Here is a 20720-nt window from a genome sequence, read left to right as displayed (position 1 = left end):
TATTAGAGCGAATCAATCAGCTCGGGGAGCAATTCAAACAGATCCCCGACCAGGCCATAATCGGCAATTTGAAAAATCGGAGCATCCGGATCGCTGTTGATCGCCACAATCACTTTCGACTCTTTCATTCCGGCAAGGTGTTGTATCGCCCCGGAGATACCCACAGCAATATACAGCTCGGGGGCAACGATTTTACCTGTCTGGCCGACTTGCAGATCATTGGAAACAAAACCGGCATCGACCGCAGCACGTGATGCCCCTATTGCTCCCCCCAACTTATCAGCTAACTTTTCTACCAGAGCAAAACTTTCACTGTTTCCAAGGCCACGTCCACCCGATACCACAACCCGCGCCGCCGCCAACTCCGGACGCTCACTCTCAACAGCCTGCTTACTAACAAACTGCGACACATCTGTGGCGATCACTACATCCAATTCAGTGATACCCGCTTGCGCCTCTTGCTCCGGCGCAGGATCAAATGCAGAACTGCGGATAGTGATCACCTTGATTGGATCATTCGATCTCACTTTAGCCAACGCATTACCTGCATATATTGGGCGAATTACCGTATCTTCGCTCTCGATGTGAATAACATCAGATAGCTGCCCCACATCCAGCAACGCCGCCACACGAGGCATCAGATTTTTGCCAAAAGTCGTGGCCGGAGCCAGAATATGCGTATATTGGTGAGCAATTTCAGCAACTAGAGCCGACAAATTCTCGGCGAGTTGATGTGTATAGGTATCATCATCAGCCCACAAGACTTCTCCAACCCCAGCCACCTTGCTGACCTTATCTGCAACGGCCCGGCATTGAGCGCCTGCAACCAATACCGTTACAGAAGGCGATAACGCCATTGCGGCATTAATCACTTTCATGGTGTCCGATGAGACAACCAAATTGTTATGCTCTGCAATTATTAACGTAGCCATCAGATCACCTTCGCTTCATTTTTCAGCTTATCCACCAACTCCGACACCGAAGCTACCTTAACGCCGCCTTGCCTTTCTGGTGGAGGGAGCACTTCCAGCACATCCTGATGCTGGACAATATCAACACCAAGGTCGGCAGGAACCAGTGACTCCATCGGCTTTTTCTTGGCTTTCATGATATTAGGCAGTGAAGCGTAACGTGGCTCATTAAGTCGTAGATCGGTACTGATAATCGCAGGAAGCGTCAGCTTCAGCGTCTCCAAACCACCATCAATCTCGCGCGTTACGGTGACAACGTCACCATCAATAGCGATTTCAGAGGCAAATGTTCCCTGTGGACGTTGCGTTAGGGCTGCCAACATCTGGGCAACCTGGTTATTATCTGAATCAATGGACTGCTTCCCCAACAAAACCAGACCTGGTTGCTCTTTCTCCATCACCGATTGAAGCAATTTGGCAACGGTTAATGGTTCGAGACCTGTTTCCGTTTCAATATGAATCGCGCGATCGGCTCCAAGGGCTAGTGCCGTTCTTAATTGCTCCTGACAGCTTGTTTCACCGGCTGACACGACAACAACCTCATCAGCTTTACCTGCTTCCTTGATCCTGACAGCCTCTTCCACTGCGATCTCGCAAAATGGATTCATCGACATCTTGACGTTATTGGTTTCAACGCCGGAGCCATCATTTCTCACCCTGACTTTAACGTAAGGATCAATCACTCGTTTTATTGCTACCAGTACTTTCACAATGCTTTCCTTTTCAAATGAAGACTCTGTCCAGTTACTGTAAACAGTCTCAATAAACTTGAAATAAGAATAATTTATGTCTGATGCACCTAGCTAAACACACTTTGAGCCTAGTTGAATTTACGTTTACGTCAACTGGACTATATTTACCTGTAACGAATGCAATTGACGGGTGTTTCAGGAAGGTACGCATGGAAAGAGAATGCATGGAGTTCGATGTCGTCATCGTTGGTGCTGGCCCTGCAGGCCTATCTGCAGCCTGCCGGATCATGCAGTTGGCTCAGGAGCAGGAACAAACATTATCTGTCTGCGTGGTTGAAAAAGGGGCTGAAGTTGGGGCGCATATACTGTCTGGTGCCCTTTTCGAACACAAAGCCCTTGATGAACTGTTTCCTGACTGGGAGCGGCTGAATGCCCCACTCCATACTGCGGTATCTGAAGATCACTTCTGCCTGTTAACAAACCAGAGCAACTACTTAAATGTTCCCGAGAACCTCACACCCAGCCCGATGCTCAATGACGGTAACTTTGTGATCAGCTTGGCTAACTTCTGTCGCTGGTTAGGACAGCAGGCTGAAAATGCCGGTGTCGAAATCTTTCCAGGTTTTGCCGCGTCAGACATTCTCTATGATAACAAAGGAGCCGTGGCAGGTATCATCACCTCGGATATGGGGCTAGATAAAAACGGAGAGAAGAAAAGCAGCTTTGAGCCCGGCATTGAGCTAAAAGCCAAATATACTATTTTTGCCGAAGGAGCCCGTGGCCACCTAGGCAAACAGCTTATCGCAAATTATGACCTGGACTATGGTAAACAACCCCAACATTATGCATTGGGGATCAAGGAGCTCTGGGAAGTGCCACCCGAGCTTCATCAACCTGGACTGGTTATACATGGTGTCGGCTGGCCATTAAGCCAATCTGATACCACTGGGGGTAGCTTCCTTTATCACCTTGAAGATAACCAGGTCGCGGTCGGGCTGATCGTTGATCTGAACTATCACAATCCGTATCTCAGCCCATTTGATGAATTTCAGCGCATGAAGCATCATCCGTTGTTCAGTCGTTACCTTGCAGGTGGCCACCGTATCGCTTACGGTGCCCGTGCCATAACCAAAGGGGGACTGCCTTCTCTACCTAGACAACAATTTGCCGGCGGAGTCTTAGTCGGATGTGATGCCGGTACACTTAATTTTGCCAAAATCAAAGGTAGCCATACCGCAATGAAGTCCGGCATGCTGGCAGCTGAAGCCGTATTTGCCGAAATTTGCCAAGGCTTTCATCAAACCATACCTGGCTATGAACGCCTATTTGGTGAGTCGTGGTTATATCAAGAGCTTTACGAGTCACGTAATTTCGGCGCGCAAATCCATAAATATGGCAACCTGCTTGGTGGTGCGATAGCCACTATCGAACACAATTGGCTTAAACATCGATTTTCCTGGACTGTTCAAGATCCGCAAGCCGATCATGAATGTCTACGTCCGATTGCACAATGCAAGCCGATCAATTATCCGAAACCTGATGGTATGCTCAGTTTCGACAAGCCCTCTTCCGTCTATTTATCGGCAACCCAGCATGAAGAAAACCAACCATGCCACCTCAAGTTAAATGATCCAACGATTCCGATCACAACCCATCTATCACTGTACGGCGAACCAAGCCAACGGTATTGTCCGGCCGGGGTCTATGAAATCGTCACGAATGACGGTAACCCTAAATTCCAAATCAATGCCGCTAACTGCGTTCACTGTAAAACCTGTGATATTAAAGATCCATCGCAGAATATTTCCTGGGTTGCGCCCGAAGGTGGCGGCGGGCCGAATTACCCTAATATGTAACGCTAAGGTGTGAAAGCTAATATGTGAAAGCTAAGATGCGAGATGTACCGGTGCTACTTGCACTCAGACCTAATCCAGCTTAAATAATCCGATAATCCGGCCGTGATCGGTAACTGGACAATTTCAGGGGTCTCGTAGTCATGATTGGCCAATATATCAGCTTCGACCTGATCATAAAGCGCGGCGGTTGTTTTGATTGTGACCAGCTTCTCTTGGTCCTGATTCACTTTTCCCTGCCAGTGATAGTAGCTCTCAATCGCTTGAACCTGAACACATGCCGCCAGGCGCTTTTCAATTAATGAGTGGATGATTTTTTTTCCAACCGCTTCATCAGCAAACGTCGTCATCACCACACAATATTCCTGCTCTGTCGTCATTATTATCTCTTTTATCTTTATGTATTTAACTAATAATATCAAAAAAAGGGAGCCGTCTGGCTCCCTCGGTAAAAATATCATTCGCTAACTTACGGACACTTAGAGACCATAATTTGCTGTGGCTTACCTTCGGAGCTGAACTCAAGGCTCCATACATAACGCCCTGCCTCAGGAATGGTTACAGCAGTATCTTTGCCATATCCACCACGCTTAAGCTGTCCTTTCACACCAGCTTTCAGGCTCAGCCCGTCGGCAGTGAACTGTGGTGACCAGTCCCTGCTTGCGTACTGCATACGAAATGCCCCTGCTTTTTCTTCCTTAACAACCTGATAGACATTACTACCCTTGTACTGGAATGCTCGCTTGGGTTTATGTTTCCATCCTGAATCGGAAAAATCACCCACCACATACAGGGTTTCGCCTATCGGCCCGGCTTCTTCCACGGTAGGATTATCACACTTAGCCATGAAGCCCTCCCCGGCTAGTGATACCGCTGCCGCCGCCTTGACTTTCACACCGGCAGCAGATGGCTGCTCGATAGATAAGAAACGTGCTTCAAATGCTGTCAAAGGAATATAGTACTTGCCATCTTGCATCTTGAAACGATCGCCTGACATCAGATCAACCAAAACACCTTCAGAGCCGATATCTACACCGTCCAAAGGTATAATATCAGCTCGGGCTGATGTGCTTACCATATAGAGCAATGCTTCTTTTTCTGCCTGTTTATGGTCGACATAAACTGTATCGGTTGCCATCACATTAGTACGCTTGCCACTGGACAGAGCAGGATGGTTAGCACGAATAGCCATTAGCGCCGACACATAGTCACGCAGCTCTGCTTGACGCTTTTCAAGTGACACTGTCACCCCGTCAATTTTCGCACTGGTACGAGCGACATGGTCATCGCAAAGCCCGCGGATGGCACAGTTATCATCCGTATTCTTTGCGGCATAACCCTCTAGCTGATCACCGATTTCTTCACCGTAATACATTGTAATAGGGCCAGTATAAGCGGCCTGGAATGACAAAGCGGCTTTGTGGCGAGACCAATATTCTGCATCTTCCGGAGAAGCAATATCACCACGTTGCAATAAATCGCCCAACCTGACTAAATCATGATTACCCAGCATCAAATTTGGTTTGGCATGATCCGGATAGAGCTTGTGCAGATCCATTCCTTCAGCCAACCACTCACCGCCTTTACCACCAACACTATTTTCGTTAACCGCAAAGGTTTCGACAACACGGTAACGAACCGGGAAATCAAACGCAGAGCACAGAGCCGGATCACCCTGCTTGCCGTAGCCAGTTTCATTAATGTAGTTTTGGTTGTTCCAAATTTCTGCCACCATGTAACCCATAGGGTTGACGGTTTCACCTGTGGCATTGGTATAGGTAACAGACTTCGATGCTTCATCTACGCTCTTACGAATTTCTTTCCAAGCCTCAGTCGGCACCTGATAGGCCTGATCTAAACGCCAGCCATCAATCTTCAGCTCTTTAATCCAATAAGTAGCAACTTCCTGATAAAAGGCCAGGCTTTCCGGATAGCTTACCGGGTTGTTTTCACCCTGTGGCAAACGACCTTGCGGTGATGGCACCACATTACCTTTATGGTGACCAAAAACACCATCCAAGAACACATACAAGCCTTTCGCATGCGCTTTTTCCACCAGCTCTCGTGCCTTTTCCATCGTGCCAAAACGTGGATCAACAGCAAAATAATTACTCGTGAAGTAGCCTGTCGCATCTAAGCGGTCTGCCCAGTGATCTTGGCCTTCTACCGGCACTGATTCAAAAATCGGAGTCAACCAGATAGCATTCACACCCAGCGAGTCAATATAATCGAGCGAATCAATAATACCTTGAAGATCACCGTTGTGATGGCTGGTACCATAACCTGTACCGTGGCCAATGGTGTTATCACCATTAACAAAGCTTTCGACCATGATCTGATAGATACGCAAATCATCGGCCTTTGTCATCGTTGTTGCATCACAGGTATAAACGGGTGTTTCTGATAACGCTGATTGACTTGAACTACCACACGCAGAAAGCGACGCAGCAATGGCTAGCGCAAGACAGGATTTAATGTTCCTTGTTATCACAATGGTCTCCTTGATTATATTTATAAGGTACATCGCGATTATTCATTAATTGCAACTTTCTGAGACCATCCCAAATTTTCGTTTTAACGGCGTAGATGGGGGGAGTAGAGAAAAGTAACTAAACAGCACTTAAATCTCACCTTACTTTTGTATTAATTACCAAACAAAATGAGAGATAAGGCATACTTTTATAAGCCACCTACCATTTAACAAATGAGCAATATGTTATGTAGATCAGATATCTATCAACTCAAAATTAGCAAAATGCCTTTACGTGATAGCTTCCACATTTTAATCAATCTGTTTATCAATAAATAAATCAACGACAGTAAAAAGCCAACCGGATATACCCGTTGGCTTCAAGAAGACTTATCTGTTTCAGGACTAAGCCAGCATTATGAAAGTGCTAGTTTGACAGCACTCTCAGCATGGATCCTTGTTGTATCATAGAGAGGAATATCAGTATCTTTCTGGCTTATCAGCATAGCAATTTCAGTACACCCCAAAATAATCGCTTCAGCTCCATTGGCAAACAAGTCATTGACTATATGAAGATACTCGTCTCGAGATTGATCATTAATCACCCCCAAACATAACTCGTTATAGATGACATCATGTACCCGTTCCTGCTGTTCGCCATTCGGTACAACCACTTCAATGCCAAACTTTTCCGTGATCCTATTTTTATAGAACCCCTGCTCCATGGTAAAGCGCGTGCCCAGCAGTCCAACTTTGCTGATATTGTTTTTCACCAGTTCAGTACCTGTCGCATCCGCAATATGTAAAATCGGAATCGAAATAGCGGCCTCTATTTGAGGAGCGACCTTATGCATCGTATTGGTACAGATAAGCAAAAAATCAGCACCACCTCTTTCAACGGCACAAGCCGCTTCAGAGAGAATAATGGCTGTTTCATCCCATAACCCTTGGCGCTGCAGCTTTTCAATTTCATCAAAATCGACACTGTATAAACAAATTTTGGCGGAATGGAACCCACCTAACTCTGATTTTATTCCTTCGTTAATTTGCTTATAGTAATTAGCCGTTGATTCCCAGCTCATGCCACCTAGCATTCCGATAGTTTTCATCTGTCTTAATCCCTAACCATTGATGTTTTTAGTTATGTTCGATTGTTACTAAAGGCAATCTTGACAGCTAATCCAATCAGCAATAGTCCTGAAACACCTTCGATGATGCGGCTGAAACGTGACGCCTTAGCGCTATTTACAATCCAAGTACCCAGCATGGCATAAGAGGCATTGCACAGTGTCGCCAAGCCGCAAAATAACAGGCCTAGTACTAATAGCTGATGGGTCGCCGACGAAGCCAGCGAGGTATCAATGAACTGGGGCAGAAATGATAGAAAGAACATCGCCACTTTCGGGTTCAGTACACTGACAATAACCCCTTGCCTAAAGACATTAGCAGTCTCCTTATCTTGATCTGCCAGTGTCAGTTTCGACTCCCCTTTCATAAAGTTTCTTAGTGAAGCAATCCCTAGGTACAGCAAATAAGCGGCTCCCAGGTATTTCACCACCAAAAACGCATATGCAGAACTTAAGATCAGTGCCGATAAGCCAAATACCGCAGCAAAGGTGTGGAACATATAGCCAACACCTAATCCCAACGCCGCTTGAGTACCGGCAGATGCCTTGCCTTTCATCGTATTAGAAACAATGTAAATGACATCAGGGCCTGGGATTAAGTTAAGTGTTAAAGACGCAATGGCAAAGAGTAAGATAGTGTGCATATCCATTGACTGGTTTTCCTTTTTAAAAATATCAGCACTATTAAGCGTGGAATTCTTTCAGGGCAGCAACGGCTAACTCCGCTTTATCCGCCTGAACAAATACATGATCATGGTAGTAGGCCGCAATGACGTTCGCGCTAATCCCCTTGCTAGCCAGTTTGTTTGCCACTGCCGCGGTAAGGCCGACAGCATCAAGACTCGAATGGACAGTCAGCGTAATCGCTTTAAACGTGGACTCGTAGCGGTACCCGTGCTGCTCGGCAATACATTTATCCAACACCAACGTCATGCCTTCGTCTTCAAGAAAACTAGCAATAGGTTTCAACTTAGCGACGACCCCATAGTCTTTGGATTCTACCGTACAAAAAACAAACTCTCCCTCACGTATTTGAGGCTCCATATTTTGCAACAGAACATCTAAATCTGTAATTCCGGACATAGCTACGCTCCTCGCTCACAAGTGTTAATCAAAATGTTCCACTTGGCACGTAAATTCATACCACTCATGTTTTCTCTCTTCGTAGATTGACATTCCTGGTTTTGGAAAGTTAGGGTCGGCAAATGCGCCGACAGGGACAATAAGATAACCGGGAAGCGCTTCAATCAGAAGGTAAACCGTTGATCCGCAGTTTGAACAAAAGTGATTGTGAATATTGTTGCCACTGTCTGCCTTACGAATATAGGAGCAAGTTTCACCATCAATAACTACACTTTTTTCATCAAAGCGAGCCTGAGCCCCGAACACACTCCCAGTTCTGCGCTGGCAGGCTAAACAATGGCAAACTGAAACCCGAATGGGTTGTTCGGGTGTGGTTACCTTGATTCTTCCACAACTACAGCTAGCTTCCCTTGTTTCCATTCTATATTCCTTTAAAAAAGATGGACTAGGCGAATACAGCCAACGGCCGATAGCACCTTAGCAGAGTCAAAATATATACCACCGAAATATCGATAACATCATATTGACCTATCAGTTTGTGACAAACCACATCAAAATCCCCATCTCGAGAGTTGACTATTACAGTCAGGAATAATAACATGCATTAAAAATACAACTTAAGACTTGGAGACGGTAGCATGACCATTTCATTCAAAAAATTCTTTAAAAAAGCAGACGACGAACAAACCAAAGTGGGCAAAGAGCAAACCGCAGAGCAGGCTCCGCAGGAAAGCCAAGACCAAGAGAAAAAAGGTAAACATGGCGAGCCAGGTTTCTGCTGCGGTTCGTGCTCACAATAAAGGATAAGCCATAGCACTGATGGCTAAGCTGAATCGATGAAACTACCGACACTTCAGTATCGGTAGTTCCTTAGCCCGCGAATGAAACAAAAAGCAGCTTGTCAGGACACTCGTCACCGTTGCTTCATGAAAGCAACAGCTAACCCCGACGATATAAATGTCACCCCCGCCCCTATATTTAACCCAGAAACCAACTTTGGTTTACTCTTTAGCCAAGCTGATAGTTTTGATGCAAAAACTCCCATCAAGCTAAACCCCAAAGCGGTCAATACCGCAAACCAAGCTCCGTATACCAGCATTTGAGCTGAGACTGAGCCTAGATTTGGATTTACAAACTGAGGGATGAATGCCAGAACAAACATTCCTGGCTTAGGGTTCAATGCCGCAGATAAAAAGCCTGTTACGAAAATAGTTCTCAGAGATTGCTTTTTCGCTGGCTCGAGTGAAAACAAATTTCGCGATCTCAGCACTTTGACCCCAAGCCATATCAAATAAGCCGCACCAATAAACTTCACAACATAAAATGCAATTGCTGATGTTTGAAGCAATAGAGTCAACCCAAATGTTGCCGCTAATACATGGAACAAAATACCGCAGCCTGATGACATTCCGGATACTATCGCAGCAAGTTTTCCTTGGCTGAGCCCTCTGCCTACAGCCAGCAAGTTATCTGGACCAGGTGAAATCACCAACAGCATGCAAGCAACCGTGTAAGCAAACCATATCTCTAATGGAAACATTAACCCTCCCTGTACGTATAAGTACGTATAACTAACCCGTTTGGGTATATCTTCTCTGTAGCCCCTAATACTCTACCAGCTCCTTTCATGTACCAGATCCCTTAGTATTAACAACCTCGTGCTCAATAATTATTCAATACTTGGAATGATACGAAATCACCGTCAACTTGGCAGAAGGAAAAACATGTAAAATCCATCTTATCTAACACACCTCACACTGTTACAATAACGCAGTTAAAATTATTGGTTGAAAAAAAATGCAACAAGATCAATTTGAAAGCTTAGTAAAAGACCTTTGCGAAAAAGACAACCTGCCTCAGGTACTTGAAGTCCTGAAAGCAAGCGAGGAACAAGAAATTGCCGAAGCGGCCGCGTCCCTAACTGGCCAGTTCAAGCTTGCTGAAATCGAAGGTGAAAAACGTATCTATCACGTTTCGATGCAAGAAAATGATGACGGCGAGGAGCAAGAATATGCAGAGTGGATCATGAACGAAGGCGACGATGTGATTAAATTTGTTGCTTGGTTCTTCTTTGATATGTTCGATATCAAACAGAAAGACGTGTACCAAGCAGCAGGACGTACCTACCAACAGCCGAAGAGAAAATAATTCTCTCGAGTATCGTTGTAAGGAAAGCCAGTGTATTAACTGGCTTTTTTTATATAAGCCTTTTAACAACTGGATGACGATTGCTCGCATTCTCATGAAAAATGTCGGCAAGATAGCCCGCAAGTTCACTTTCATCGAGTTCTGAGGGAATAACGACATCATAAATACGGGCACGGAGTGAGGTATCCGATTCTAAGAAGAGTAACCATTCTTCGTTTTTTCTCTGTACCGACATTTTCTTACCGAATACATTAAACCTGATCATTCCCCCTCCTGAACCTCTCAATTATAGACAGAACCAATACCTCACAATGGGCACCCCGTAAAGTTTTGACATCATGGTGCACTCTAGCCGCCCACCGTTTTTTTCGATCACCTTTCTCGAGCCGACATTATCTTCATCTGCGACAAGGAGCACTTTATCAAGCCCCAAGGCTTTTGCCTCGGCAAGCGCATACTTGAGCATTGTTGTTCCAGCACCTTGATGTCGGTGGCTTGGCGCTACGTCGTAACCAATATGCCCCGCTTCCTCGGCCAAAAACGGGTTATTAATATGATGGCGGATTCGTATTGCTCCAACTACGTTGTGATTAGCATCAATAAGCCAGCGGTGGCTGCATGGAACATACCCTGGTTGAAGATTGATCCCTTGCTCTTCATCTAAAATGGAACACACATACGAGCGATAGTTAATCTTCGCGCCTTGATAAAAGTCAGCATTTTCTGGGTCATGATGCTCAAAGTCATTAACAAATTGGATAAATTGCGTTTCCATTTCTACCGAGGGCATCTCAAATTTCATAAAAATCCTTTCTTACAAAACAAAATCTTTAAAACAAAGTGCTAGCCTTAACTTGAGCACTTATCCAAAGCAATAACGGCTTCTATTTCAATCAAAAGATCCGGGTGAATCAAGTTTGATATTTCAACCAACGAACATGCGGATAAATAGCTTCCGTAAAATTCAAATAACAAAGAGCGGATAGACGATAACATCGAAATATCTTTAACAAAAACAGTTAACTTGACCAAGTCGGAAACATCACGCTGTTCTATTTTTAAGATCTTTGAAATTTGCTCTAGGATAGCACTTGCCTGTCTCTCGAGATCCAGCTCTTGGGCATGGGTACCCAGTGCGGTTAAACCTGAGACATACAAGGTTTTATCGTGTTTAGTGGCATGTACATAAGGCCCTGAAATTGGCGGCAATTGTTCATAGTTTATTCGTTTTACCATGGAAAACTCCATCTCTCGTTATCATCAATGTCGCCATCAATATATCGCTAACTCACAGATTATATGGCGTCAGCGTGTCGATTTACCACCTAAGCGCGTATTTTGTAGGCATAAAATTACCTCAAAACAGCCTCTTCTTGGTTTACCAAGCTTATTCTGTGATAATCAAGTTTCATCAATCTCCTAAATGGCTCCTCCATGAAACTACTAGTACGAAACCTTGCTCGCACAACAACTGAAGCAGAACTGAAAACGATGTTTGAAGAACACGGCGCAGTTGAGTCTTGCAACTTAGTGTTAGATCAGGAAACAGGCAAGTCTAAAGGTTTTGCTTTTATCGAAATGCCAGATGCTGCTGAAGCAAGCTCTGCAGTTGCCGCGCTAAACGGCACTAAAATTGCCAAAAGCAAAGTTCGTGTAAAAGAAGCTGAATAACGATAACTGCCGACATTTAGTTAAGGTCAGATCGGGATACATCTGGCCTTACCACACGACTCATCACCCAACTTTCCTCATTGGTACTTAATAATGGATTTATCTGAAAGCCCGCATTTTCATAGGTTTTGACTGCAGATAAATTTGACCGAACAACTTCCAAGATAATTGTCGAAGCCAACTGGCGCTGTTTTGCAACCCTCATCGCCTCAGTGACAAGCATAAATCCTATCCCTCGGTTTCGGTATTCAGATGAAATATCCATTTGATTAATCGTTTAAAAATAACAAGTTAGATACTACATGGCCACATAAAACAATGAGCGTACTTGTTTAGAACAATGTGAAAGCACACACTCTGTACGTCATCTCAAGCTGTCCACTTTTCGATACAAAACAACCTGGCAACACAACGGCATAAGGATTGAAAGCCACAGCCTTATTATTTCTAACTATTATTTAGTATGTCAGGCCAGCCGGAGGATATGTATGAAGTACAAAATTGTCTGCGATAAGCATGAATTTGAATTCGAAAATAAAATAAACCTTCTTCTTGAACAAGGCTGGAGGCTCCACGGCGAAATAGTTGTTAACCTAGTTAGTTCTGATAAGGACTTAACATGCTGGTACACCCAGTCGATGATTAAAGATGACTGAAAAATGTGACTGCAATACCCGAATAATAGAAGGTGTTGCAGTCCATCATCCAAGAGTTTCCTATGTCTGTCTTTACACTAATTCTTGAATACGATGGTGCGACTTACATGTCGCAAGTCGAAGCGAATAATGAAAAAGCGGCCCTGAACGGGTGGTCAGAAGAGCTTGATGTCTGCTCTATCGACGGTTTCCCACTCATTGATGCGGAGCAAGTGTTATTGGGCCTTGAAGACCAAGCCCCAACACCTGTGAACAAGTTAATCAATGTCTGGAACTTAACCTTTGTCGTCGGACACGATCTAGCGATACTGCACCTGATCAAAACCGAATCTCAGCTCAATAGCTAGGTAATGGGCGAGCTTATCGTAACAAAGCGCCCATGCATCCCACTCCCCAACCAAATATCCGTGAATTAATCACACTCTCAGCCAGCCCAAAGATCACACTGGTCATTATCAGGCAATTTTAACCTGGCGCTGCCTAAGATACTCATGGGCATGATCTGAAATATCACTACCATAAGGCACCCGGTTTAAATTACTTGCAGCAATCATCGTCGAGCCAGAGCCAAAAAAGGGATCAACCACAATGTCCCCCTCCGAACTGCTCTGCTCAATCAATGTTTCAATCAAAGCGACTGGCTTTTCCGTTGGGTAACCCCGGTATACTCGTTTCTCTTCTAAGATATCTGGGATGCCAAGGTTATTGAGCTTCCTCTTACCCTTTTCAAAGAACAAGATGAACTCGTATCTTGCCCTGTAGTGGTAACCCATACCAATGGCGACTTTATCCCAGACAATGGGTTTCCAAAATTTAAAGCCAAGTTGCTCAGCAACTGGCTTGATGTAAAACATGGTTTCCTGATCGCAAAATAAATAGAAATGGCTATTTTTCTTTAAAACCCGGTATACCTGCGCCAGAAGAGCTTCAAACCTTTGATTTGGGAAGATAGAAAACCATTGATTACTTGACCCTTTGCTCTCTTTCAAGCGTGTCGTTGTTCCCACGGCTCGATGTTTCTCAAGCGACTCATACGGTGGATCGGTGATCAATAAATCCACACTTCCATCCGGTAATGTAGATAACCATTCCACAGCATCTTGTTGATATAAATGCATTAAAAACCTAAAGTTGCTCACATAATACGGACGAGCCAAGCAAAGCCGACTGATCAGCCCGGCACGCAGAGGACTAACTCTGAACACCGTCTGGATTGTTTGGCGTTATACGAGCAGGTGTTGTACCAAATCTTGCGGGATATGGGTAGAAAAACAAACACTATATGCCAGCAACACCAAAAACCTCACGTAGCAAGTATCCGGTTAAGAAAGCCAGTCCTGCAGCGGTTCCCCCTGTCAATAATGTACGCATACCAGAAAGAAGATAGGGTTGATCAAACAGCAAACTTTTTAGCATCCCAATAAGAAAAAACATCAGGGCAGCAAGGGCGGTACTAATGGCAAACTGCTGGTTCATTTCCAGCGAGGTGGCGAGAAATGGGAGTAAAGGCATAGTGCCAATAATGATGAACGCAACAAAAGTTGCCCACGCAGATCCCAGTGGGTTTGGATTTGCCTGATGGTGAATGCCGTGTTCTTCTATAAGCATGGTATCTACCCAGAGCTTGCGATCCTCGCAGATAATATTGACAATTTTTTCAAGAATTTCATCCTTGAAGCCTTTATTGCTGAATATCTGGCGAATTTCTTCTCGTTCTCCTTCAGGAACAATATCGATATGCTCCTCCTCCATTTCCCGGAGGCTTTGTGCATATTCCTGCTTGGCTTTATTTGACTCATAAGTGCTTATCGCCATACTAAAACCATCTGCAATAAGGTTCGCAAAACCCAATATCACCGCCACCGAAGCAGGAAAGCCAGCACCAACGGCCGCTGAAACAACAGCAAACGTCGTTACGCACCCATCAATCCCACCAAGTACTGCATCAGATATATTTTGAGACTTTGGCGCCTGCTGCAAGCGCTCTCTAATAACGTCAGGGTTATGCGCTCGGGTAAGTTCTTCAAAACTGGCTTTCTTCATAACAAGAACTCCATAATTAGCAATGATAACGTCATACTTACCGTTTGTTGCTAATCGTAGTTGTTAATTTGCTGTTGAGCCTTGTTTATCACTTACTGTTAACTTGATGAGCATCCTGCCCCATAACCTTTCTTCCAAGAGCCAATAACTGTATAAACATCGAGCAAAACTCGATAACCCAATATATCAACCCGACAAAAATTCAATATATGAAATAAAAATCGACGCTTTTATTGACCTACTTACCTAAAATCTCGCCCATTTTGTTTAAAGTAGTACTTCCTCGTTCCGATAGGAAAGACACTAATGACAACAATCAACCAAGATAGATTGATCCATCACTTCATCGACCTAGTGAAGATCAACAGTGAATCACGAAATGAAAAGGCCATTGCCGAGAACCTTGCAGAACAGCTAGGTCAGCTAGGTTTCCAGGTCAACAAGCTCCCTGTACCTGCTGATATTTCCAACGGCTTCAACATCTACGCAAAACTACCAGGTGAACTTGCTGGCAGTGTTTTGCTGAGCTGCCATATGGATACCGTAGCCCCAGGCAATGACATCGAACCTGTCATAAACGACGGCGTGATCAGCTCCAAAGGTGACACTATTCTTGGTGGTGATGACAAGTCAGGCATAGCAGCCATTATTGAAGCAGTTCGCTGTATTCAGGCTCAAAACGTGCCGCACAAAACTATCGAGCTGGCCTTTACCGTTTATGAAGAAGGCGGCCTTCACGGCTCGAAAAACTTCGATATGTCTTATGTCGAATCTGAGCAGGCAATTGTTCTGGATTCAGGCGGTGATATTGGCACCATTATTACCGTTGCTCCAGGTCAGCAGAACCTTAAAGTCAGCATTACAGGTAAACCTGCACATGCCGGTTTGGCACCAGAAGAAGGTATCAATGCACTTACCGTTGCCGCAGATGCAATCAGCCAAATGAAGCTGTCTCGTATCGACAGTGAAACGACAGCCAACATCGGTGTAGTTAATGGTGGGCAAGCAACCAATATTGTGATGCCTGAACTGTATCTGGAAGCTGAAGCACGTTCACTGGATGACGACAAGCTAGCCAATCAGGTTGAACATATGGTCAGCACGTTTAACGCATCGGCTGAGAAACACGGTGCCAAGATCAGCATTGAGTCTTCACGTGCCTACAACGCTTATCGTATCGACGACAACGACCCGTTTGTTGAATCTGTTAAAGCTGCGTTTACCTCTAACGGTGTCGAGCCACAAACACAGTCCACTGGTGGTGGTAGTGATGCCAATATTTTCAATGAAAAAGGCATCAAAACCATTAACCTTTCGACTGGTATGGCAAAAGTCCACACCACAGAAGAGTACATCAAGATTGCCGATATGGTTGGTATCACTGAGTTTATGTATACCTATCTGACTCAGTAATTTACGGCCGATATCGGTAAGGAAACCGGAGGCATTGCCTTCGGTTTCAAATCACAGGCTGGCACTTCAAAAAAATGAAGTTCGGCTTTTGTGAGAGATGTTCATAGCGCTCGGCTGAAATGGCCTTCATCGCTTCAGTCGGTTTTCCTTCCGTCAACTCAGTCACGCATAACCCAGCCTTAGCCAGGACACCAAACAACTCCGTAAGTGAACGACGATAGAATTTAACTTCAACGGGTTTGCCTATCGTATTCCATTGCTGAATAAGCAACTCGCGCTGAAAGTAATCTCCTGATGGAGATGATTTAAAATCAACCATCGGGTGATGTGTAGAAAACACAAAACAGCCGCCGGGTTTTACAACACGCTGAATATCACTAAACAATACAAATAAGTCTTTGATGTAATGGATCACTAAAGGACAGATGACAACATCATAACTATCACTCTCTTCGCTTGGCAGCCCAACAGACAAGTCCTGCACATAGCTGCGAACTTGATCGCCTAGCTTACTCTGCACAATGTCTACCATTTCAGCGGAGGCATCGACAGAGGTTACCTCTGCCCCATGTGCCAGCAGATACTCAGCATAAACACCAGACCCGCAGCCTAAGTCTAAAACTCGCCTGCCCTTCAACTCAGGAAGCATCGATTGCAATGAAGGCCGCTCAAGGTGGGCGTTATAAATATTATTTTCTACTGCCCTACCATAATCCTTAGCAAACTCTGAATACATCAACCCTTTCATTGTAACGCCTTACTATATTAATCAAATACACAATCAAAAAAGCCTATGCCCCTAGATGCCAGGCTTTTGATATACCCAATACTTTTATTGAAATATCATTCCCAGACAAAATACAAGCTAACTCGTTGCATTTAACCTGTGAATCCATTTTGTAATACGATCATAGTGCGTTCCTTTCCAATAAATTTTTTTGCACTCTCGGCATTCAAAAAAATCAGAAAACAATCGCAATGTATTCGCTGGAACACGTCCATTTAACTGCTTCTTATCTGCTGGATATAATACGCCATTACAATGTGAGCAGCGAGTAAATGGCCTAAAACTATTCTCGAGTTGTAATCGACGGATCACTTCTCGAAGCTGTGTATCTATGTGGTCGCTGCGTACCCAGTAACCATGAGTGACCGCACTGTATTTAAAAATACCTTTATCACGGGTAAGAATGATACGCTTTTCATGCAAGGAAATATCAACAATTTCATTATCATCAAATTTATTATTATATAAAGTATCAAACCCTAGTAGCCGCAGCTTCGATGCTAACGTTCCCAAGTTAACATCAACGACAAATTTAGTATCCCGTAAAGGCTTTGGCCGAAGGTGGATCAGAGGGCGAATATCAAACGATTCAAATACCGGATAGACAGATATCTGCTCAGTGCCCTGCATTTTGTAATCAAAATCGACCGAGACCCCGTTAACCAAAATCAGATCGATTTCAGTATGAGGTACCCCAATGGCTTCAATGGTATCTTTAACCGATGGCTTTCCTGCAAACTGATAGGAAAAACGCACCTTACGCTGCACCCTGGGAAGGAAGTCATTTAGCTCTTCATAGAACCGAAAAGATGCGGTTCGTGTAATCGGTGCGTGTTGGTCGTCCTTCATAAAACAGGCTTATCAGTATATCTAGTGAATAATCAAACAAAATCATTGATAACGTATTGATCGTAGTTCAACAAGGTGCTCTGAGCAAAAATATAAAAAGCAGTCATTTATGTGTGAAATGACTGAATAGTAACTAAGACGGATTAAAACAGATAAACCACAAAGCAACCAATAAGAGAAGGAAGGCCAGCGATGAACATCTTTAGCCCAAAATGATAGTTTTCTCTATACTGCTCATGCTTATCTGATTTAAAGTCATGCCCTGAAACCATCGACTGCGTTCTACGTGCAGCTCTATCTGTATCATAGCGTTTACTGGACCTTCCCCCCTCCCATGTCAGTCCAGCAATCCCCCATAAAATAATGCAGATATAGAACAGATAATCCGTTGGATGGATAGCTGAAAAAAATTCAAAAAAGTAGCTTAATAGCCATACAGTTAAGGCCGAAATTAGATTTGTGATAACAACAAAGTTAATCAGATTTCTCATCGTTACTCATTCACTACAACAGACATACAAGAAACGCTATATCATTCTGTGGATACATTCACCGTGAAAGTAGCAATTATTCAATTTGCTTCGCAATCTATTTTAAATATAAGCACCAATTAATAGTGGCACCTCATTAATCACTACACCTTCATTAAAATTCCGCATTCAAACTAATCTCTTTTCCATCCAGGAAAACACTGTTGTCCCACAGGAAAATCGCTATTCAACCTTAACCCATCTACGATACCGGTACTGTGAAATTGAATACTATTAAATAATTATGAACAAAATACTGTTTTGCTGTTTCTCACTGGTTCTAATGTATCCATTAGGGATTGATCTATATCTGGTTGGCTTACCTCAAATAGCGACAAGCTTGAATGCAACCGAGTCAGATCTTCACGCCGCATTCTCAATTTATTTAGTGGGAATGGCATCAACTATGATAGTTGGTGGGCTGCTGGCTGATAAGTTTGGACGTCGGCCAGTTGCACTGCTGGGTGCAGCAATTTTTACTGCAGCTTCCTGGTGGACAATGCAATCGGTAAATCCATCATACTTCTTTGTTGGACGTTTTGGCCAAGGCATAGGAGCAGGTTTTGCCTATGTGGTGACCTTCGCCATTCTTCGTGATGTTCTTGACGATGAGAAGCGAGCAAAAGTGCTTTCCATGATTAACGGTATCACCTGCATTGTCCCGGTTCTTGCCCCTGTCATTGGCCACCTTATTCTGCTTGTATCACCATGGCCGGTACTATTTATGATGATGGCCGTTGTTGCTGCTGTTATTGGCCTAATGTGTCTCTTTACCTTGAAAGAAACACGCAGCATCAACCAAGAGGACTCTCATGCCATACCCTGGGATAAGTTCATGTCACGATTCTTCCTGAGTCGACTATTTATCATTACGGTTAGCGTGTCGGCCATTCTGACCTATGTGAATACTTCCCCGTTACTGATGATGGATCTAATGGGCTTTTCGACCGGGCAGTACTCTTTAGCGATGGCATTATTGGCCGGTGTTAGCATGACGGCAGCATTTGTTACCCCAAAACTGCTTGTCTTGTTTGGTCAACAGCGCGTGATGATTATCTCTCAGGTATTATTCCTGCTAGCCGGTTTGCAACTACTAATTGCCGATACTTTCATGGCCTCCTCACCGCTATATCTAAGTGGCTTTGCCTTTATCTGTGCCGGGTTCTCATTGGGTTTCGGTACCGCCACCAGCCAGGCATTAAAACCATTTGATACCCACGCAGGATTAGCCAGCTCCGTTTTGGGTATCACCCAAATAACCATCTCGGCATTTTATATCTGGGTTATGGGTTGGTTGGGTGTCACCGCCTTGAATATGTTAACAGTTTTGCTATTTATGGCCGGCATCGGTAGTCTGGCAGCGCTACTTTATACCAACCAAACAAAAACATCTTTGGTCGCTGCCGGCAGCACGGCTTAAATAAGGAATAGTAATCGATGAGCAAACCTCTTCATCGGCTCGATCTGAATCTCCTGATCACCATGCAGGTACTGTTACAAGAGCGCAGCGTTACCAAAGCCGCGAAGAAACTGAACGTTACACCTTCGGCCGTTAGCAAAGCGCTTGGTAAGCTGCGGGGGTGGTTTGATGATCCGCTATTCATACGCGAGCCCCATGGGCTGCAACCCACACCGTTATCTCTGAGCATGGAAGACGAGCTAGCAGAGTGGTTTCAGCTCGCTTCCCAGCTATCTACGAAAAAAGGGACGGCAACACCTCGCGGAGTCAATTTCCAGTTAATGATGGAAGCCCCTCTTCACATGCTTGTTTTAGGGAGCTTGCCTCAACTAATCACCGAGCAATATCCTGACTCGACAATACGTATCCTTGACTGGGATTATGACTCCCTGGAGGCCATCATCAATGGCGAAGCCGATATTGGTTTTTGTGGTAGAGAAAGTCACCACCGCTCACAAGAGACCCTTGCGTTACTACCCTACTACATCGATTACGAAGTGCTGTTTGAAGATCGGCCAATTGTCTTTGTTCGCGATGATCATCCTGTACTGCAACAAGAGTGGGATCTTGAAGCCTTTCTAGCCTACTCACACATTAATATTATCTGGGAAGCCAGAGAGCGCTGGGCATTGGATGAAGTGTTGGCCGGACAAGGAAAAGAGCGAAAAATAGCCCTGTCGGTCTCAAGCTTTGATCAATCCTTGTTTATGGCCGCCCAGCCAGGGCACGAAATGTTTACCACGGCTCCCTCCTATTGCCAGAACTATGCATCACAGCGCTTTCCTAACCTAGTTGCGCTTCCTATTCCTATTTCCGAACAGGATTATAAAGAACTGGCAATACCATTCACCCTAATGTGGCACAAACGCAATGCCTACAACCCCAAAATTGCATGGCTGCGTTCTACTATCAAAGAGCTGGTTACAAAGAATAGATAAAAAAAGCAGCGTTTTAACGCTGCTTTTTCT

27 protein-coding genes are annotated in these 20720 nt (G+C 44.4%); 9 read left to right on the top strand and 18 right to left on the bottom strand.

Going from position 1 to position 20720, the window contains the following annotated elements:
• Window positions 1-2: 2 nt before the first annotated feature.
• Window positions 3-932 (bottom strand): electron transfer flavoprotein subunit alpha/FixB family protein, encoded by a 930-nt coding sequence (locus AC51G0_RS28850; RefSeq protein WP_496302970.1) that lies wholly within the window; start codon window positions 930-932, stop codon window positions 3-5.
• The gene (locus tag AC51G0_RS28845; protein ID WP_496302969.1) at window positions 932-1681 is read right to left on the bottom strand and encodes an electron transfer flavoprotein subunit beta/FixA family protein; all 750 of its coding nucleotides are present in this window, start codon (window positions 1679-1681) and stop codon (window positions 932-934) included. Before AC51G0_RS28845 ends, AC51G0_RS28850 begins: the two co-directional genes overlap by 1 nt.
• A 191-nt stretch (window positions 1682-1872) precedes the next feature.
• On the opposite strand from AC51G0_RS28845, the gene AC51G0_RS28840 reads away from it, so the two are divergent.
• Window positions 1873-3519, top strand: coding sequence for an electron transfer flavoprotein-ubiquinone oxidoreductase (locus AC51G0_RS28840; protein WP_496302968.1), 1647 nt, complete (start codon window positions 1873-1875; stop codon window positions 3517-3519).
• 53 nt (window positions 3520-3572) lie between these two features.
• On the opposite strand, the gene cutA is transcribed toward AC51G0_RS28840, so the two are convergent.
• The 6 genes from cutA to AC51G0_RS28810 form a co-directional block, all read right to left on the bottom strand.
• A complete protein-coding gene (gene cutA, locus AC51G0_RS28835; protein ID WP_496302967.1) occupies window positions 3573-3896 on the bottom strand; it encodes a divalent-cation tolerance protein CutA in 324 nt (107 codons plus the stop codon).
• 89 nt (window positions 3897-3985) lie between these two features.
• Window positions 3986-6040 (bottom strand): alpha-amylase family glycosyl hydrolase, encoded by a 2055-nt coding sequence (locus AC51G0_RS28830; RefSeq protein WP_496302966.1) that lies wholly within the window; start codon window positions 6038-6040, stop codon window positions 3986-3988.
• 362 nt (window positions 6041-6402) lie between these two features.
• Window positions 6403-7095, bottom strand: coding sequence for an aspartate/glutamate racemase family protein (locus AC51G0_RS28825; protein ID WP_496302965.1), 693 nt, complete (start codon window positions 7093-7095; stop codon window positions 6403-6405).
• A gap of 32 nt (window positions 7096-7127) precedes the next feature.
• Window positions 7128-7763 carry a LysE family translocator gene (locus tag AC51G0_RS28820; RefSeq protein ID WP_496302964.1) on the bottom strand — a complete coding sequence of 212 codons (636 nt, stop codon included), beginning with the start codon at window positions 7761-7763 and terminating at the stop codon, window positions 7128-7130.
• 34 nt (window positions 7764-7797) lie between these two features.
• Entirely contained in the window at window positions 7798-8196 is a 399-nt protein-coding gene (locus AC51G0_RS28815; RefSeq protein ID WP_496302963.1) for an ACT domain-containing protein, read from the bottom strand.
• Window positions 8197-8220: 24 nt separating this feature from the next.
• On the bottom strand, window positions 8221-8616 hold the full coding sequence (locus tag AC51G0_RS28810; protein WP_496302962.1) for a GFA family protein: 396 nt from the start codon (window positions 8614-8616) through the stop codon (window positions 8221-8223).
• Between the two features lie 218 nt (window positions 8617-8834).
• Between AC51G0_RS28810 and AC51G0_RS28805 the strand changes: the two genes are divergently transcribed.
• Window positions 8835-8996: a CCGSCS motif protein gene (locus AC51G0_RS28805; protein WP_496302961.1), complete on the top strand. Its 162-nt coding sequence runs from the start codon at window positions 8835-8837 to the stop codon at window positions 8994-8996.
• A gap of 113 nt (window positions 8997-9109) precedes the next feature.
• On the opposite strand, the gene AC51G0_RS28800 is transcribed toward AC51G0_RS28805, so the two are convergent.
• The gene (locus AC51G0_RS28800; RefSeq protein WP_496302960.1) at window positions 9110-9736 is read right to left on the bottom strand and encodes a LysE family translocator; all 627 of its coding nucleotides are present in this window, start codon (window positions 9734-9736) and stop codon (window positions 9110-9112) included.
• Between the two features lie 257 nt (window positions 9737-9993).
• Between AC51G0_RS28800 and AC51G0_RS28795 the strand changes: the two genes are divergently transcribed.
• Window positions 9994-10344 carry a hypothetical protein gene (locus AC51G0_RS28795; protein WP_496302959.1) on the top strand — a complete coding sequence of 117 codons (351 nt, stop codon included), beginning with the start codon at window positions 9994-9996 and terminating at the stop codon, window positions 10342-10344.
• A gap of 49 nt (window positions 10345-10393) precedes the next feature.
• Here AC51G0_RS28795 and AC51G0_RS28790 read toward each other — a convergent pair whose 3' ends face one another.
• From AC51G0_RS28790 to AC51G0_RS28780, 3 genes are read right to left on the bottom strand one after another with little or no spacing between them, the layout of a single operon-like run.
• Complete coding sequence (locus AC51G0_RS28790; protein ID WP_496302958.1) at window positions 10394-10609, bottom strand: DUF7661 family protein; 216 nt, start codon at window positions 10607-10609, stop codon at window positions 10394-10396.
• Between the two features lie 21 nt (window positions 10610-10630).
• Window positions 10631-11146, bottom strand: coding sequence for a GNAT family N-acetyltransferase (locus AC51G0_RS28785; RefSeq protein WP_496302957.1), 516 nt, complete (start codon window positions 11144-11146; stop codon window positions 10631-10633).
• 47 nt (window positions 11147-11193) lie between these two features.
• Window positions 11194-11580, bottom strand: coding sequence for a RidA family protein (locus AC51G0_RS28780; RefSeq protein ID WP_496302956.1), 387 nt, complete (start codon window positions 11578-11580; stop codon window positions 11194-11196).
• Window positions 11581-11778: 198 nt separating this feature from the next.
• Here AC51G0_RS28780 and AC51G0_RS28775 point away from each other — a divergent pair, with 198 nt between their 5' ends.
• Complete coding sequence (locus AC51G0_RS28775) at window positions 11779-12015, top strand: RNA recognition motif domain-containing protein (protein WP_496302955.1); 237 nt, start codon at window positions 11779-11781, stop codon at window positions 12013-12015.
• A 16-nt stretch (window positions 12016-12031) separates the two neighbouring features.
• Here AC51G0_RS28775 and AC51G0_RS28770 read toward each other — a convergent pair whose 3' ends face one another.
• A complete protein-coding gene (locus tag AC51G0_RS28770) occupies window positions 12032-12280 on the bottom strand; it encodes a GNAT family N-acetyltransferase (RefSeq protein WP_496302954.1) in 249 nt (82 codons plus the stop codon).
• A gap of 223 nt (window positions 12281-12503) precedes the next feature.
• Between AC51G0_RS28770 and AC51G0_RS28765 the strand changes: the two genes are divergently transcribed.
• Both AC51G0_RS28765 and AC51G0_RS28760 read left to right on the top strand, forming a co-directional pair.
• Complete coding sequence (locus tag AC51G0_RS28765; protein ID WP_496302953.1) at window positions 12504-12671, top strand: DUF1737 domain-containing protein; 168 nt, start codon at window positions 12504-12506, stop codon at window positions 12669-12671.
• 62 nt (window positions 12672-12733) lie between these two features.
• On the top strand, window positions 12734-13018 hold the full coding sequence (locus AC51G0_RS28760; protein WP_496302952.1) for a hypothetical protein: 285 nt from the start codon (window positions 12734-12736) through the stop codon (window positions 13016-13018).
• 108 nt (window positions 13019-13126) lie between these two features.
• On the opposite strand, the gene AC51G0_RS28755 is transcribed toward AC51G0_RS28760, so the two are convergent.
• Complete coding sequence (locus AC51G0_RS28755; RefSeq protein WP_496302951.1) at window positions 13127-13789, bottom strand: DNA-methyltransferase; 663 nt, start codon at window positions 13787-13789, stop codon at window positions 13127-13129.
• A gap of 160 nt (window positions 13790-13949) precedes the next feature.
• Window positions 13950-14714: a VIT1/CCC1 transporter family protein gene (locus AC51G0_RS28750; protein ID WP_496302950.1), complete on the bottom strand. Its 765-nt coding sequence runs from the start codon at window positions 14712-14714 to the stop codon at window positions 13950-13952.
• Window positions 14715-15020: 306 nt separating this feature from the next.
• Here AC51G0_RS28750 and AC51G0_RS28745 point away from each other — a divergent pair, with 306 nt between their 5' ends.
• On the top strand, window positions 15021-16127 hold the full coding sequence (locus AC51G0_RS28745; protein ID WP_496302949.1) for a M20/M25/M40 family metallo-hydrolase: 1107 nt from the start codon (window positions 15021-15023) through the stop codon (window positions 16125-16127).
• A 46-nt stretch (window positions 16128-16173) separates the two neighbouring features.
• Here AC51G0_RS28745 and AC51G0_RS28740 read toward each other — a convergent pair whose 3' ends face one another.
• The 3 genes from AC51G0_RS28740 to AC51G0_RS28730 form a co-directional block, all read right to left on the bottom strand.
• Window positions 16174-16875, bottom strand: a complete 702-nt coding sequence (locus tag AC51G0_RS28740) for a class I SAM-dependent DNA methyltransferase (protein WP_496302948.1) — start codon at window positions 16873-16875, stop codon at window positions 16174-16176.
• Window positions 16876-16992: 117 nt separating this feature from the next.
• Window positions 16993-17763 carry a Mut7-C RNAse domain-containing protein gene (locus AC51G0_RS28735; RefSeq protein WP_496302947.1) on the bottom strand — a complete coding sequence of 257 codons (771 nt, stop codon included), beginning with the start codon at window positions 17761-17763 and terminating at the stop codon, window positions 16993-16995.
• 143 nt (window positions 17764-17906) lie between these two features.
• The gene (locus tag AC51G0_RS28730) at window positions 17907-18254 is read right to left on the bottom strand and encodes a hypothetical protein (RefSeq protein ID WP_496302946.1); all 348 of its coding nucleotides are present in this window, start codon (window positions 18252-18254) and stop codon (window positions 17907-17909) included.
• A gap of 283 nt (window positions 18255-18537) precedes the next feature.
• Here AC51G0_RS28730 and AC51G0_RS28725 point away from each other — a divergent pair, with 283 nt between their 5' ends.
• Both AC51G0_RS28725 and yidZ read left to right on the top strand, forming a co-directional pair.
• Window positions 18538-19713 carry an MdtL family multidrug efflux MFS transporter gene (locus AC51G0_RS28725; RefSeq protein ID WP_496302945.1) on the top strand — a complete coding sequence of 392 codons (1176 nt, stop codon included), beginning with the start codon at window positions 18538-18540 and terminating at the stop codon, window positions 19711-19713.
• 17 nt (window positions 19714-19730) lie between these two features.
• A complete protein-coding gene (gene yidZ, locus AC51G0_RS28720) occupies window positions 19731-20690 on the top strand; it encodes an HTH-type transcriptional regulator YidZ (RefSeq protein ID WP_496302944.1) in 960 nt (319 codons plus the stop codon).
• Window positions 20691-20720 lie beyond the last annotated feature (30 nt).

It is taken from the genome of Photobacterium sp. HL06 (assembly GCF_059552575.1).
This window is presented reverse-complemented; position numbering and strand designations above follow the sequence as displayed.

Bases quoted from the DNA above. Each gene is read 5' to 3' on its own strand.
- AC51G0_RS28765 (WP_496302953.1), top strand. From the start codon at position 12,504: ATGAAGTACAAAATTGTCTGCGATAAGCATGAATTTGAATTCGAAAAT.
- AC51G0_RS28775 (WP_496302955.1), top strand. From the start codon at position 11,779: ATGAAACTACTAGTACGAAACCTTGCTCGCACAACAACTGAAGCAGAA.
- AC51G0_RS28840 (WP_496302968.1), top strand. From the start codon at position 1,873: ATGGAAAGAGAATGCATGGAGTTCGATGTCGTCATCGTTGGTGCTGGC.
- AC51G0_RS28725 (WP_496302945.1), top strand. From the start codon at position 18,538: ATGAACAAAATACTGTTTTGCTGTTTCTCACTGGTTCTAATGTATCCA.
- AC51G0_RS28770 (WP_496302954.1), bottom strand. From the start codon at position 12,280: ATGGATATTTCATCTGAATACCGAAACCGAGGGATAGGATTTATGCTT.
- AC51G0_RS28795 (WP_496302959.1), top strand. From the start codon at position 9,994: ATGCAACAAGATCAATTTGAAAGCTTAGTAAAAGACCTTTGCGAAAAA.
- AC51G0_RS28745 (WP_496302949.1), top strand. From the start codon at position 15,021: ATGACAACAATCAACCAAGATAGATTGATCCATCACTTCATCGACCTA.
- AC51G0_RS28740 (WP_496302948.1), bottom strand. From the start codon at position 16,875: ATGAAAGGGTTGATGTATTCAGAGTTTGCTAAGGATTATGGTAGGGCA.
- AC51G0_RS28830 (WP_496302966.1), bottom strand. From the start codon at position 6,040: ATGTACCTTATAAATATAATCAAGGAGACCATTGTGATAACAAGGAAC.
- AC51G0_RS28805 (WP_496302961.1), top strand. From the start codon at position 8,835: ATGACCATTTCATTCAAAAAATTCTTTAAAAAAGCAGACGACGAACAA.
- cutA (WP_496302967.1), bottom strand. From the start codon at position 3,896: ATGACGACAGAGCAGGAATATTGTGTGGTGATGACGACGTTTGCTGAT.
- AC51G0_RS28825 (WP_496302965.1), bottom strand. From the start codon at position 7,095: ATGAAAACTATCGGAATGCTAGGTGGCATGAGCTGGGAATCAACGGCT.
- AC51G0_RS28815 (WP_496302963.1), bottom strand. From the start codon at position 8,196: ATGTCCGGAATTACAGATTTAGATGTTCTGTTGCAAAATATGGAGCCT.
- AC51G0_RS28750 (WP_496302950.1), bottom strand. From the start codon at position 14,714: ATGAAGAAAGCCAGTTTTGAAGAACTTACCCGAGCGCATAACCCTGAC.
- AC51G0_RS28730 (WP_496302946.1), bottom strand. From the start codon at position 18,254: ATGAGAAATCTGATTAACTTTGTTGTTATCACAAATCTAATTTCGGCC.
- AC51G0_RS28755 (WP_496302951.1), bottom strand. From the start codon at position 13,789: ATGCATTTATATCAACAAGATGCTGTGGAATGGTTATCTACATTACCG.
- yidZ (WP_496302944.1), top strand. From the start codon at position 19,731: ATGAGCAAACCTCTTCATCGGCTCGATCTGAATCTCCTGATCACCATG.
- AC51G0_RS28800 (WP_496302960.1), bottom strand. From the start codon at position 9,736: ATGTTTCCATTAGAGATATGGTTTGCTTACACGGTTGCTTGCATGCTG.
- AC51G0_RS28780 (WP_496302956.1), bottom strand. From the start codon at position 11,580: ATGGTAAAACGAATAAACTATGAACAATTGCCGCCAATTTCAGGGCCT.
- AC51G0_RS28735 (WP_496302947.1), bottom strand. From the start codon at position 17,763: ATGAAGGACGACCAACACGCACCGATTACACGAACCGCATCTTTTCGG.
- AC51G0_RS28810 (WP_496302962.1), bottom strand. From the start codon at position 8,616: ATGGAAACAAGGGAAGCTAGCTGTAGTTGTGGAAGAATCAAGGTAACC.
- AC51G0_RS28785 (WP_496302957.1), bottom strand. From the start codon at position 11,146: ATGAAATTTGAGATGCCCTCGGTAGAAATGGAAACGCAATTTATCCAA.
- AC51G0_RS28820 (WP_496302964.1), bottom strand. From the start codon at position 7,763: ATGGATATGCACACTATCTTACTCTTTGCCATTGCGTCTTTAACACTT.
- AC51G0_RS28790 (WP_496302958.1), bottom strand. From the start codon at position 10,609: ATGATCAGGTTTAATGTATTCGGTAAGAAAATGTCGGTACAGAGAAAA.
- AC51G0_RS28760 (WP_496302952.1), top strand. From the start codon at position 12,734: ATGTCTGTCTTTACACTAATTCTTGAATACGATGGTGCGACTTACATG.
- AC51G0_RS28850 (WP_496302970.1), bottom strand. From the start codon at position 932: ATGGCTACGTTAATAATTGCAGAGCATAACAATTTGGTTGTCTCATCG.